An 11,912-nucleotide genomic window follows, 5' to 3' on the forward strand; every position below is an offset into this window, starting at 1 on the left:
CGCAGGCGGCGGTGCGAGGATGGTGCGGTGAACGGAACGCTCGTACTGGCAGGAACCCCCATCGGCGACGTGGCCGACGCCCCGCCCCGGCTGGCGACGGAACTGGCCGAGGCCGACGTCGTCGCCGCCGAGGACACCCGGCGGCTGCGGCGGCTGGCCCAGGCCCTCGGGGTGCGGCCGGCCGGGCGCGTCGTGTCGTACTTCGAGGGCAACGAGGCCGCGCGCACCGCGGAGCTGACCGAGGAGCTGACCGGCGGGGCCCGGGTGCTGCTGGTGACGGACGCGGGCATGCCCTCCGTCTCCGACCCCGGGTACCGGCTCGTGGCCGCCGCGGTCGAGCACGGGGTGCGGGTGACGGCCGTGCCCGGGCCGTCGGCGGTGCTCACGGCGCTGGCGCTGTCGGGACTGCCGGTGGACCGGTTCTGCTTCGAGGGCTTCCCGCCCCGCAAGCCGGGCGAGCGGCGGTCCCGGCTGGCCGAGCTCGCCGGCGAGCGCCGGACGCTCGTCTACTTCGAGTCCCCGCACCGGCTCGCGGCCACGCTCGCCGCGATGGCGGAGGCCTTCGGCCCACAGCGGCGGGCGGCCGTGTGCCGCGAGCTGACGAAGACGTACGAGGAGGTCCGGCGCGGCCCGCTGGCGGAGCTGGCCGACTGGGCGGCCGACGGCGTGCGCGGGGAGATCACCGTGGTGGTGGCCGGCGCCCCGGAGCCGGACGCCGCCGAGCTGGACGCGACGGAGCTCGCGCGGCGGGTCGCGGCGCGCGAGGAGGCGGGCGAGCCGCGCAAGGAGGCCATCGCGTCGGTGGCCAGGGAGACGGGCGTGCGCAAGCGCGCGGTGTTCGACGCCGTCGTCGCCGCCAAGCCCCGGCCGTAGGGCCGCGGCACGCCCCGGGGCCCGGGGTGGCCCTGAGGAGCCCCCGGGATGGGCAGGGGTGGGCTGGGGTGGCCGCCGGAGCGCCCTTATGCGGCATTCTGCACCGATATCTCCTACTCGCCAGTACGGGTCTACGCTCGAATTCGGTAGTGGGAGGAGCCGCCATGACCGACTTCAGGGACGCGCCGCCGCGTACGGTCCAGGAGTCGTACGCCTTCGCCTGCCTGGCCTGCGGCCAGTCATGGGAGCAGACGTACGAGATCGAGCACCACGTCGACCGGGACAACCGGCCGTACCTGCTCTACTTCGCCGACGGCGAGCGGGTCCCCTCCCCGCTCAGCCGGCTCACCTGCCCCCAGTGCGGCGGGCACGACGTACGGATCGTGCGGGCGGGGCAGGCCGCCTCGGTCGCGACGGCGATGGGAGTGGGCTGGCCGCCGCTCAGCCACTGAGGCCCGCCGGGGCCGCGACGCGGCCCGCCGGCCACGACGGACGGCCGGGACCACACGAGCGGTCGGGACCGCGTGGGCGGACGTCCCGCGTGGGCGGACGTCCCGCGTGGGCGGACGTCCCGCATGAGCGGGTGGCGGCAGGCAGCCCATAGGATCGGACGCATGCCCGCGTCATCGACCGCCGACCCGTCCGCGCCACCGCCGCCCGAGCCCCTCGACGTGGCCGTGGCCGACTCCCACACCCACCTCGACATGCAGGACGCCCCCGTGGCCGAGGCCCTGGAGAAGGCCGCCTCGGTCGGGGTCACGACCGTCGTGCAGATCGGCTGCGACCTGGAGCGGGCCCGCTGGGCGGCCGAGGTCGCGGACGAGCACCCGGCGGTCTGGGCGGCCGTGGCGCTGCACCCGAACGAGGCGCCGCGGCTGACACTGGAGGAGGGTCCCCGGGCGCTGGAGGACGCGCTGGCGGGCATCGCCGAGCTCGCCGCCCTCCCGCAGGTGCTGGCCGTCGGCGAGACCGGGCTCGACTACTTCCGCACCGGCCCCGAAGGCATGGCCGCCCAGCAGGAGTCCTTCCGCCGGCACATCGCGCTCGCCAAGGAGCTCGGCAAGGCGCTGGTCATCCACGACCGCGACGCCCACGAGGACGTCCTGCGCATCCTGGACGAGGAGGGCGCCCCGGAGCGGACCGTCTTCCACTGCTACTCCGGAGACGCGGAGATGGCGAAAGTCTGCGCCGCCAAGGGCTACTACATGTCCTTCGCCGGCAACGTGACGTTCAAGAGCGCCCAGCCGCTCCGCGACGCCCTGGCCGTCGCCCCGCCGGAGCTGCTGCTGGTGGAGACGGACGCACCGTTCCTCACTCCCGTCCCCTACCGGGGCCGCCCGAACGCGCCCTATCTGATCCCCGTGACGCTGCGCGCCATGGCCGAGGTGCGGCGGACGGACGTGAACGTGCTCGCCGGGCACGTCGCGGAGAACACCGCGCGGGCCTTCGGCTATCCGCACGCCCCGTAAACTGCCCCGGTGAGCACACCCCCCGACCCCGCCGCCGCGGCCGGTCCGCCGGACGCGCTGCTCGGGCCCGCCGACGTGCGCGAGCTGGCCGCCGCGCTCGGGGTGCGGCCCACGAAGCAGCGCGGGCAGAACTTCGTCATCGACGCCAACACCGTCCGCCGGATCGTGCGCACCGCCCAGGTGCGGCCCGAGGACGTCGTAGTGGAGATCGGCCCGGGGCTGGGCTCCCTGACCCTGGCGTTGCTGGAGACGGCCCGCTGGGTGACCGCCGTCGAGATCGACGACGTCCTGGCCGCGGCCCTGCCGGGCACGGTGGCCGAGCGCCTGCCGGGCGCCGCCGAGCGCTTCGCGCTCGTCCACTCCGACGCGCTGCACGTCACCGAACTGCCGGGCCCCGAGCCCACCGCGCTCGTGGCCAACCTGCCCTACAACGTCGCCGTCCCGGTGCTGCTGCACATGCTCGCCACGTTCCCCAGCGTCGAGCGGACGCTCGTGATGGTGCAGTCCGAGGTCGCGGACCGGCTGGCGGCCGCCCCCGGCTCCAAGGTCTACGGCGTGCCGTCCGTCAAGGCCGCCTGGTACGCCGAGGTCCGGCGGGCCGGGGCCATCGGGCGGAACGTGTTCTGGCCCGCGCCCAAGGTGGACTCGGGCCTGGTGTCGCTGGTGCGCCGGGAGCCGCCCAGCACCACCGCGAGCCGGGCGGAGGTGTTCGCCGTCGTGGACGCCGCCTTCGCCCAGCGCCGCAAGACGCTGCGGGCCGCGCTGAGCGGCTGGGCCGGTTCGGCCGCCAACGCGGAGCAGGCCCTGCGGGCGGCGGGCGTCTCGCCGCAGGCGCGCGGGGAGTCGCTGACGGTGACGGACTTCGCCGCGATCGCCGAACAGGCGGCGAACATCGGCAAGGACACCGGCGAGAACGTCGAAGAGAACGCTGGGAAGACGGAACGAGCGGAACGAACGGTCGAGGGGGACTGACCAGATGAGCGTCACGGTTCGGGTGCCGGCGAAGGTCAACGTGCAGCTGGCGGTGGGCCCGGCCCGCCCCGACGGCTTCCACGACCTGGCCAACGTGTTCCTCGCCGTCGGCCTGTACGACGAGGTCACCGCGGCGCCCGCGGCCGAGCCGCGCATCACCTGCACCGGCCCGGACGCCGACCAGGTGCCCCTGGACGACTCCAACCTGGCGGTCCGTGCCGCCCGGCTGCTGGCCGCCCGGCACGGCATCGCCCCCGACGTCCACCTGCACATCGCCAAGGACATCCCGGTCGCCGGCGGCATGGCGGGCGGCAGTGCCGACGCCGCGGGCGCCCTGCTCGCCTGCGACACCCTGTGGGGCACCCGCACGCCCCGCGCCGAACTGCTGGAGATCTGCGCCGAGCTGGGCTCGGACGTCCCCTTCTCGCTGGTCGGCGGCGCCGCCCTCGGCCGGGGCCGCGGCGAGCTGCTGACCCCGCTTCAGGTCGGCGGCACCTTCCACTGGGTCTTCGCGGTGGCCGACGGCGGCCTGTCCACCCCGGCCGTCTACCGCGAGTTCGACCGGCTGGCCGCCGGCCGCGACGTCCCCCAGCCCGAGCCGTCCCCGGCCCTGCTCGACGCCCTGCGCACCGGCGACGTCCACGGGCTCGCCGCCACCCTCGCCAACGATCTCCAGCCCGCCGCGCTGTCCCTGCGCCCCGCCCTGGCCGACACCCTCGCCGCCGGCACGGAGGCGGGCGCCCTCGCCGCCCTCGTCTCCGGCTCCGGCCCGACCTGCGCCTTCCTCACCGCCGACGCGGCCGCCGCCCGCAAGGTGGCCGAGGCCCTCACCGCCTCCGGCACCTGCCGCACCGCCCGCCCCGCCCCCTCCCCCGCCCCCGGCGCCACCGGCGCCTGACGGCCCGACCGGACTTATGCTCCCCGGTATGGAGCAGCTCGACGGCGTGGAGATCATCACGTGCGCGGACGGCGCCGCCTTCGAGGAGTGGCTGGCGGCCGGGCACCACACGCGCCGGGAGGGCGTGTGGATCCAGATGGCCAAGAAGGGCTCGGGCATCCCCTCGGTCACCTCTGACGAACTGGTCGACATCGGCCTGTGCTTCGGCTGGATCTCGGGGCAGCGCCGGGCCCTCGACGAGCGGTACTACCTCCAGAAGTACGTGCCCCGCAGGCCGCGGAGCCTGTGGTCGCAGGTGAACGTCGAGAAGGTGGAGCGGCTGACGGCCGCCGGGCGGATGCGCGAGCCCGGCCTGGAGGAGGTCCGCAAGGCGCGGCAGGACGGACGCTGGGACGCGGCCTACGCCTCACAGCGGACGGCGACCGTACCCGCCGACCTCGCCGAGGCCCTCGACAACGCTCCCGGCGCCCGGGCCGTGTTCGAGGCCCTGGACCGGACCGCGCGCTACCAACTCCTGCTTCCCCTGCTCCAGGCCCGGACGCCGGAGACCCGCCGGGCCCGCCTCGCCCGTGCCCTGCACACCCTCACCGACGGCCTCCAGCACGACGGCTAGGAAGGCCCTGCCCGTCGGCAACCGGCCGACAGCCCGTCGCCGGGGGCTGCGAGCGGCGCGGCACCAGCCGGCCGGCGGCTGCCGCCTCACAGACAGCCGCGGAGTGCGCGGATGAGGGACTGGGGACGGGGGTCGGACGTCACGGACTGCTGGAGGCCGCAGGTGACGTAGCCGAAGCCGAGGCCCGTCTCCGGGTCGGCGAAGGCGAGCGAGCCGCCACGGCCGGGGTGGCCGAAGGAGGAGGGGGAGAGCAGGGGCGACGAGGGCCCGTGCAGCATGTACCCGGAGCCGAAGCGGGTGCGGACGAGGAGGACGCGGTCGGGGCCGGCGGATTCCTCGGTGCGGGCGAGGGCGAGCGTGGCGGGGGCGTAGAGCCGGGTCCCGGGGCCGCGGCCGACGTCGTCGACGGGGCCGAGGAGCGCGGCGTAGAAGCGGGCCAGGGCATGGGCGGTGGCCACGCCCGCCGAGGCGGGGTGCTCGGCGGCGCGGTAGGCGGGGTCGTTCTCGTCCGGCAGCGGGTCGATGACGGTGAACGCGCGCCGGGTGACGGACGTGGGGTCCTGGTGGGCGCGGGCCACGGCGGGCTTGGGGCGGACCTTCAGCCCGGCGGAGGCCGGGGGCTCGGGCGCGGTCACGGGGGCGACGCGCCCCACGCGGTGGGCCTCGGCGTCCGGGAGCCCGATCCACAGGTCCAGGCCGAGCGGCGCGGCGATCTCCTCGGCGAACCAGCGGCCGAGGCTGCGTCCCGTGGCCCGGGCGACGACCTCGCCGAGCAGCCAGCCGTAGGTGTGCGCGTGGTAGCCGTGGGCGGTGCCGGGCTCCCACAGCGGGGCCTGGGCGGCGAGCGCGGCCGGGCCGCTGGCGCCGTCCCGGGCCTGCTCGGGGGTGAGGGGGGTGTCGAGGACGGGCAGCCCGGCGCGGTGGGCGAGGAGGTGCCGGACGAGGACGCGCTCCTTGCCGCGGGTCTTGAACTCGGGCCAGTAGGTGCCGACGGGCGCGTCCAGGTCGATGCGGCCGCGCTGGTGCAGCAGGTGGAGGACGGCGGCGGACGGGCCCTTGGTCGCGGAACGGACGACCTGCGCGGTCTCGCGCTGCCAGGGCCGCGCGTCGCTCCCGGAGGCGTCGGCTTCCGCACGGCCGGCCCACAGGTCGACGACGGGGCGGCCGCCGCGGTAGACGGTGACCGCGGCGCCGACGTCGCCGCGCTCGGTGAAGCCCGCCCGGAAGGCGTGCAGTACCGGTTCGAAACCGGCGGCCACCGTGCCCTGGACCTCGGTCACTGCGCTGCTGCTCCTGCCTGGTGCCGTCCGGCCGCACGTGGGGGGTGGGCGTGGCCGGTGTCGTACTGGTCGTCCCCTATGGTGCGCTACGCGTCCGGGAGGGCGACCGAGCGGGGGTCGAAGCCGAAGGGCAGCTCCAGCCGGTGGGCGCGCAGAAGGGCGTCGTCGCACAGCAGGGTGCGGGTGGGGCCGTCGGCGGCGATGACGCCGTCGCTGAGGATCACTGAGCGCGGGCACAGCTCCAGGGCGTAGGGCAGGTCGTGGGTGACCATGAGCACGGTGACGTCGAGCCCGCGCAGGATCTCGGCGAGTTCGCGGCGGGCGGCCGGGTCGAGGTTGGAGGAGGGCTCGTCGAGGACGAGGATCTCGGGGCGCATGGCGAGCACGGTGGCGACGGCGACGCGGCGGCGCTGGCCGAAGGAGAGGTGGTGCGGGGCCCGGTCGGCGGCGTCGGCCATGCCGACGCGCTCCAGCACCTCCCGGACCCGGGCGTCGAGTTCGGGGCCGCGCAGCCCGGCGTTGGCGGGGCCGAAGGCGACGTCCTCCCGGACGGTGGGCATGAAGAGCTGGTCGTCCGGGTCCTGGAAGACGATGCCGACGCGGCGGCGGATCTCGGCGAGGTGGGCCGTGGCGACGGGCAGTCCGCCGACGCTGACGTGTCCGGCCCCGGCGGTCAGGATGCCGTTGAGGTGCAGGACGAGGGTGGTCTTCCCGGCGCCGTTGGGGCCGAGGAGGGCCACGCGCTCCCCGCGGCCGATGGTGAGGTCGACGCCGAACAGCGCCTGGTGTCCGTCGGGGTAGGCGTAGGCGAGGCCGGAGACGTCCAGCGAGACGGCATCGGAGGCGGGAACGGGCGCGGGTGCGGGGCTCACAGGGTCCATCCCATCAGACAGACGAGGAGAGCGGCGCCGGGGAGGGCGGCTGCGGCCGCCCACTGGGCCGGGCGCGTCGCGGTGCCGTTGTCGAGGTCCGGCATGGCGCCGGTGTAGCCGCGGCTGAGCATGGCCAGGTGGACCCGCTCGCCGCGTTCGTAGGAGCGGATGAACAGGGCGCCCGCGGTCCGGGCGAGTGTGCCCCACTGCCGCAGGCCGCGGGCGTCGAGGCCGCGGGACGCCTGGGCGATCCGCATGCGGCGCAGTTCGCCGGCGATGACGTCGAGGTAGCGGACCATGAACGCGGCGATCTGCACGAGGAGCGCGGGCAGCCTGAGGCGGCGCAGCCCGAGCAGCAGGTCCCGCAGCTCGGTGGTGGCGGCGAGCAGGACCGAGCCCGCCACGCCCAGGGTGCCCTTGGCGAGGATGTTCCACGCGCTCCACAGCCCGGACTCGCTCAGCGACAGCCCCAGCCACTCCACCCGCGGCCCTTCGGCGAGGAAGGGCAGCAGGACGGCGAAGACGACGAAGGGCACCTCGACGAGCATGCGCCGCAACAGGAAGCCCGGCGGCACCCGGGCGGCGACGGCCACGGCGGCGAGCAGCAGCGCGTAGCCGCCGAAGGCCCACACCGCCGTGCGGGGCGTGGACACGACGGCGAGGACGAAGGCGAGCGTGGCGACGGTCTTGCAGTGCGCGGGCAGCCGGTGCACCGGCGAGTGACCGTGCCGGTAGAGGGCGTGGGCGTGCCCGGCACCCATGTCAGACGCTTTCGCGCTCGGGCGTGGCGGTACCGGGGGCGTTCCGGCCGGCCTCCCGGCGCCGGGCGAGCAGGTAGAAGCCGGTGCCGACGCCGAGCGCGGCGGTGACGCCGATCAGTCCGGCCAGGCCGCCGGAGAGCCGCTCGTCGTCGACCCCCTCGACGCCGTAGTCGGCGAGCGGGGAGTCTGCCGTGGCGCTGTCCTCGGCCTGCTGGATGATCTCGTGGTCGGTGGCGACACGCTCCAGCCCGTCGAGCTCGGAGGAGGCGTAGAAGCTCAGGAAGCCGGCGCAGACGACGGTGGCGGCCAGGCCGCCCGCCCACAGCGGGCGGATGGAGCGGGCGGCGGCGGGCCGCGGCGCGGCGGCGGGGACCTCGGTCTCGGAGCCGCTGGCGTCGCGCAGGACGAGCGGGGCGCGCAGGCCGCGGGCGCCGTGGACGAGGTCGGGCCGGGCGGCGAGGACGGCGCCGACGGCGAACGCGGTGATGACGCCTTCCCCGACGCCGATGGCGGTGTGGACGCCGGTCATGGCGGCGAAGACGGCACCGGTCGAGATGTCGGCCGTGCCGCCGACGGCGAAGAGCAGGGTGAACACCATGGCCGCGACGGGCACCGACACGAGGGCGGAGACGAAGGAGGCGGCCGTCAGCGAGCTGCGGCGCCGGGGCAGGACCTTGGCGAGCAGCCGGAAGAGCGGGTAGGCGACGAGGACGGCGACGACGCCGAGCAGCGTGATGTTGACGCCGAGCGCGGTGATGCCGCCGTCGGCGAAGAGCAGCGCCTGGAGCATGAGGACGACGGACAGGCACAGCACGGCCGTGTAGGGGCCGACGAGGATGGCCGCCAGCGCACCGCCCATGAGGTGGCCGCTGGTTCCGGCACCCACCGGGAAGTTGATCATCTGGACGGCGAAGACGAAGGCCGCGACGAGCCCGGCGAGCGGGGCGGCCCGCTCGTCCAGCTCGCGTCGGGCGCCCTTGAGGGACACCGCCACCGCGGTGACGGCGACCGCCCCTGCGGCCACCGAGACGGGGCCGTCGAAGAATCCGTCGGGGACATGCATGGCTGGTTCGCCTAACGGTCGGCTGGATCACGTCGGTCGCGGCTGCGACCGGACGATGATAGTCCCCAGTTGCGAATGGCTTGCAAGAGCGCATGTCTCACACTGCGGGCGGCACCCACGGCCGCTCGGCGGCGGAAGGCCAGGTCAGAGCGGCCTGTGGGGCAGCTCACAGCCGTCGGGCCGCACCAGGACGGCGATTTCCGGGTCTTACCGGGTGGACGGGCACCCGCCCGCGAAGGAGCCGACGCATGCGACGACCGCTGACCATCGACCACACCGTCCGGGTGCGGCTGCCCGGCCGCCCCGGCTCCGGACCGGTGCCGGCCACGCTGCACTACGACGGCGCCGACCCGCTCGCCCTGCGCGTCACCTTTCCCGCCGAGGCCTCGCTGAGCGGCACTGAGGTGACCTGGGTCTTCGCCCGCCGGCTTCTCGACGACGGGCTGTGCGGACCGGCCGGGGAGGGCGACGTCCGCATCCGCCCGGGCAGGGTGGGCCGCACGGTGCTGGAGCTGTGCGCACCGCAGGGCACCGCGCTGGTCGAACTCCGCCGCGAGGACCTCCACCGCTTCCTGGCGGCGACGTACACCTTCGTGCCGGAGGCCGCCGAGTCCTCCCGCATCGACGTCGACGCCGCCTTGGCCGCCCTCCTCGGGCCCGTCTGAGCCCGGCCCCTCCGACACACCGGTGGCCCGGTACCGCGTGCGGTACCGGGCCACCGGGCGTCGTCGGGGACGCCGGCGTCAGACCCTGGCGTGCTCGGGGGCCGGGTCGGGCGCGGTCTTGGTGGCGGTGAGGTGCTGCTGCAGCCGCTCACCCTCCACGTCGACGTTGGGCAGGATGCGGTCGAGCCACTTCGGCAGCCACCAGGCCTTGTCGCCGAGCAGCGCGAGCACCGCCGGGACGATGGCCATGCGCACGACGAACGCGTCGAACAGGATGGCGATGGCGAGGCCGAAGCCCATCATCTTGATCATCGAGTCGCCGGCACCGATGAAGCCGGCGAAGACGCTGATCATGATGACGGCGGCGGCCGTGACGACGCGGGCGCCCAGCTTGAAGCCGGTGACGACGGCCTGGCCCGGCCGCTCGCCGTGGACGTAGGCCTCCCGCATCCGGGTGACGAGGAAGACCTCGTAGTCCATCGCCAGGCCGAAGATCACACCGATCATGAAGATCGGCATCATGCTCATGATCGGGCCGGTCTGGTCCACGCCCAGCAGCTCGGCCGCCCAGCCCCACTGGAAGACGGCGACGACGGCGCCGAGCGCGGCGAGCACCGACAGCAGGAAGCCGAGGGCCGCCTTGAGCGGCACCAGCACCGAGCGGAAGACCATCAGCAGCAGGACGAAGGCCAGGCCGACGACCAGGGTCAGGTAGGGCACCAGCGCGTCGTCCATGACCTGCGAGAAGTCGATGAGACTGGCGGTGAACCCGGAGACGAGCACGACCGCGCCGTACTGGTCCTCGATCTGCCCGGACATGCCGCGGATCTCGCGGACCAGGTCCTCGGTCTCGACGCTGCTGGGCCGGGTCTCGGGGATGACGGGCACGACGGCCGCGTTCTTCTCCTCGTTGATCATCTCCGGCTCGCCGACGACGGCGACGCCGTCGAGTTCCCGCAGGGAGTCGCCGATGTCGCGGGCCGTCCGGTCCGCGTCCCCGCCCTTCTCGACGACCTCGTCCAGGTCCACGACGACCATCAGCGGGCCGTTGAACCCGGGGCCGAAGCCCTCCGCGACCAGGTCGTAGGCGCGGCGCTGCGTGCTGGAGGTGGGCGAGTTGCCCTCGTCCGGCAGGCCGAGCGTCATGCTGCCGACCGGGACGGCGACGGCGCCGAGCCCGATGACCGCCGTCAGCAGGACGACGAGGGGGCGGCGCAGCGTGAAGCCGGCCCAGCGGGCGCCCAGGCTCGGCTTGGCGTCGTCCGCGGGCATCGGCGGAGCGCCGGTCTCCGGGTTGGCCTTGCGCACCTTGCGGCCGAAGATCCGCTTGCCGACCATGCCCAGCGCGGCGGGCACGAGCGTGATGGCGACGAGCACCGCGATGACGACCGTGGCCGCGGCCGCGAGACCCATCTTGGTCAGGATCGGCACGTTGACGACGGCGAGGCCGGCCAGCGCGATGACGACCGTCAGGCCGGCGAAGACGACGGCGGAGCCGGCCGTGCCGACGGCCCGGCCGATGGCCTCCTCGCGGTCCCGGCCCTCCATCAGCTCGGCCCGGTACCGGGAGGCGATGAACAGCGCGTAGTCGATGCCGACGGCGAGGCCGATCATCATGGCGAGCGTGTTCGTGGTGGCCGACAGGCCGAGCGTGGAGCCGAGCGCCGCGATGCCGGTGACGCCGATCATGACGCCGATCAGGGCGGTGATCAGCGGCAGCCCGGCGGCCACGAGCGAGCCGAAGGTGAGGATGAGGACGAGCGCGGCGACACCGATGCCGATGATCTCGCCGTTGCCCATCTCGGGTTCGACGAACAGCACGTCACCGCCGACCTCGACGGTCAGGCCCTCATCCCGCCCCAGCTCGATCGCGTCCTCGACCTGCTCACGGGTCTCGTCCGTCAGCTCGGGGCCCGGCACCTCGTAGACGCCGTTCGCGATGGCGGTGGTGGAGTCCTCACTGATCGACTTGGTGTCGAACGGGTTCGGGACGCCGACGACCTGGCTGTGCTTCTCCGGGGAGAGCTCGCCGAGGACCTTCTCCACGGCGGCCCGGTTCTCCGGGTCGGTGATCTTCTCCCCGTCCGGGGCCTTGAAGACGAAGCGGCCCTGGGCACCGTCGGCGGCGGCGTCCCCGGGGCTGCGCTCCTCCAGCAGGTCGAAGGCCTGCTGGGACTCCGTCCCGGGCAGGGCGAACTCGTCGTCGGGCGGATCGCCGGCGGTGGAGGCGGCGCCGATCACGACGACGAGCAGCGCCGCCCACAGCAGGGCTACGATGCGCCGCCGCCGGAAGGCGAGCCGGCCGAGTTTGTACAGGAATGTGGCCACGGGAGGGTTACTCCGGTCTGGTCGTGCGGGCGGTCGGTGCGAGATGATCGGACAGTTCGGCGGTGCGGGGCCGGTCGGCTCGGAAAATGACAGCCCCTGACAGAAGAGACGCCCAAGC

12 protein-coding genes are annotated in these 11,912 nt (G+C 74.7%); 7 read left to right on the forward strand and 5 right to left on the reverse strand.

Annotated elements, in window-relative coordinates:
- The first annotated feature begins 27 nt into the window (after window positions 1-27).
- The 6 genes from rsmI to O7609_RS08290 all read left to right on the forward strand — a co-directional run bounded on the left by rsmI (window position 28) and on the right by O7609_RS08290 (window position 4,825).
- Window positions 28-873 (forward strand): 16S rRNA (cytidine(1402)-2'-O)-methyltransferase, encoded by an 846-nt coding sequence (rsmI, locus tag O7609_RS08265; protein WP_269734313.1) that lies wholly within the window; start codon window positions 28-30, stop codon window positions 871-873.
- A 164-nt stretch (window positions 874-1,037) separates the two neighbouring features.
- Window positions 1,038-1,325 (forward strand): hypothetical protein, encoded by a 288-nt coding sequence (locus O7609_RS08270; protein WP_332328052.1) that lies wholly within the window; start codon window positions 1,038-1,040, stop codon window positions 1,323-1,325.
- A 162-nt stretch (window positions 1,326-1,487) separates the two neighbouring features.
- On the forward strand, window positions 1,488-2,342 hold the full coding sequence (locus O7609_RS08275; RefSeq protein ID WP_269743337.1) for a TatD family hydrolase: 855 nt from the start codon (window positions 1,488-1,490) through the stop codon (window positions 2,340-2,342).
- Between the two features lie 9 nt (window positions 2,343-2,351).
- Window positions 2,352-3,314, forward strand: coding sequence for a 16S rRNA (adenine(1518)-N(6)/adenine(1519)-N(6))-dimethyltransferase RsmA (gene rsmA / locus O7609_RS08280; RefSeq protein ID WP_269743338.1), 963 nt, complete (start codon window positions 2,352-2,354; stop codon window positions 3,312-3,314).
- Between the two features lie 4 nt (window positions 3,315-3,318).
- The gene (locus O7609_RS08285; RefSeq protein WP_269734316.1) at window positions 3,319-4,212 is read left to right on the forward strand and encodes a 4-(cytidine 5'-diphospho)-2-C-methyl-D-erythritol kinase; all 894 of its coding nucleotides are present in this window, start codon (window positions 3,319-3,321) and stop codon (window positions 4,210-4,212) included.
- A gap of 28 nt (window positions 4,213-4,240) precedes the next feature.
- Window positions 4,241-4,825 carry a YdeI/OmpD-associated family protein gene (locus tag O7609_RS08290; protein ID WP_269734317.1) on the forward strand — a complete coding sequence of 195 codons (585 nt, stop codon included), beginning with the start codon at window positions 4,241-4,243 and terminating at the stop codon, window positions 4,823-4,825.
- 86 nt (window positions 4,826-4,911) lie between these two features.
- On the opposite strand, the gene O7609_RS08295 is transcribed toward O7609_RS08290, so the two are convergent.
- From O7609_RS08295 to O7609_RS08310, 4 genes are all read right to left on the reverse strand, one after another.
- The gene (locus tag O7609_RS08295; RefSeq protein ID WP_269734318.1) at window positions 4,912-6,105 is read right to left on the reverse strand and encodes a serine hydrolase domain-containing protein; all 1,194 of its coding nucleotides are present in this window, start codon (window positions 6,103-6,105) and stop codon (window positions 4,912-4,914) included.
- 86 nt (window positions 6,106-6,191) lie between these two features.
- Window positions 6,192-6,986, reverse strand: a complete 795-nt coding sequence (locus O7609_RS08300; RefSeq protein ID WP_269743339.1) for an energy-coupling factor ABC transporter ATP-binding protein — start codon at window positions 6,984-6,986, stop codon at window positions 6,192-6,194.
- Window positions 6,974-7,738, reverse strand: coding sequence for a cobalt ECF transporter T component CbiQ (cbiQ, locus tag O7609_RS08305; RefSeq protein ID WP_269734320.1), 765 nt, complete (start codon window positions 7,736-7,738; stop codon window positions 6,974-6,976). The genes O7609_RS08300 and cbiQ overlap by 13 nt, the downstream gene beginning before the upstream one ends.
- Before the next feature lies 1 nt (window position 7,739).
- Entirely contained in the window at window positions 7,740-8,801 is a 1,062-nt protein-coding gene (locus tag O7609_RS08310) for an energy-coupling factor ABC transporter permease (RefSeq protein ID WP_269734321.1), read from the reverse strand.
- Window positions 8,802-9,049: 248 nt separating this feature from the next.
- Here O7609_RS08310 and O7609_RS08315 point away from each other — a divergent pair, with 248 nt between their 5' ends.
- Complete coding sequence (locus O7609_RS08315) at window positions 9,050-9,466, forward strand: SsgA family sporulation/cell division regulator (RefSeq protein ID WP_269734322.1); 417 nt, start codon at window positions 9,050-9,052, stop codon at window positions 9,464-9,466.
- 78 nt (window positions 9,467-9,544) lie between these two features.
- Here the strand turns inward: O7609_RS08315 and O7609_RS08320 are convergent, their stop codons facing one another.
- The gene (locus O7609_RS08320; protein ID WP_269734323.1) at window positions 9,545-11,794 is read right to left on the reverse strand and encodes an MMPL family transporter; all 2,250 of its coding nucleotides are present in this window, start codon (window positions 11,792-11,794) and stop codon (window positions 9,545-9,547) included.
- Window positions 11,795-11,912 lie beyond the last annotated feature (118 nt).

The sequence above is a fragment of the Streptomyces sp. WMMC1477 genome (assembly GCF_027460245.1).
Taxonomy (GTDB): Bacteria; Actinomycetota; Actinomycetes; order Streptomycetales; family Streptomycetaceae; genus Streptomyces.

What these genes read in the sequence shown, in the direction of transcription:
- O7609_RS08270 (WP_332328052.1), top strand. Translation starts at nt 1,038, where the DNA reads ATGACCGACTTCAGGGACGCGCCGCCGCGTACGGTCCAGGAGTCGTAC.
- O7609_RS08275 (WP_269743337.1), top strand. Translation starts at nt 1,488, where the DNA reads ATGCCCGCGTCATCGACCGCCGACCCGTCCGCGCCACCGCCGCCCGAG.
- O7609_RS08285 (WP_269734316.1), top strand. Translation starts at nt 3,319, where the DNA reads ATGAGCGTCACGGTTCGGGTGCCGGCGAAGGTCAACGTGCAGCTGGCG.
- O7609_RS08290 (WP_269734317.1), top strand. Translation starts at nt 4,241, where the DNA reads ATGGAGCAGCTCGACGGCGTGGAGATCATCACGTGCGCGGACGGCGCC.
- O7609_RS08300 (WP_269743339.1), bottom strand. Translation starts at nt 6,986, where the DNA reads ATGGACCCTGTGAGCCCCGCACCCGCGCCCGTTCCCGCCTCCGATGCC.
- cbiQ (WP_269734320.1), bottom strand. Translation starts at nt 7,738, where the DNA reads ATGGGTGCCGGGCACGCCCACGCCCTCTACCGGCACGGTCACTCGCCG.
- O7609_RS08310 (WP_269734321.1), bottom strand. Translation starts at nt 8,801, where the DNA reads ATGCATGTCCCCGACGGATTCTTCGACGGCCCCGTCTCGGTGGCCGCA.
- O7609_RS08315 (WP_269734322.1), top strand. Translation starts at nt 9,050, where the DNA reads ATGCGACGACCGCTGACCATCGACCACACCGTCCGGGTGCGGCTGCCC.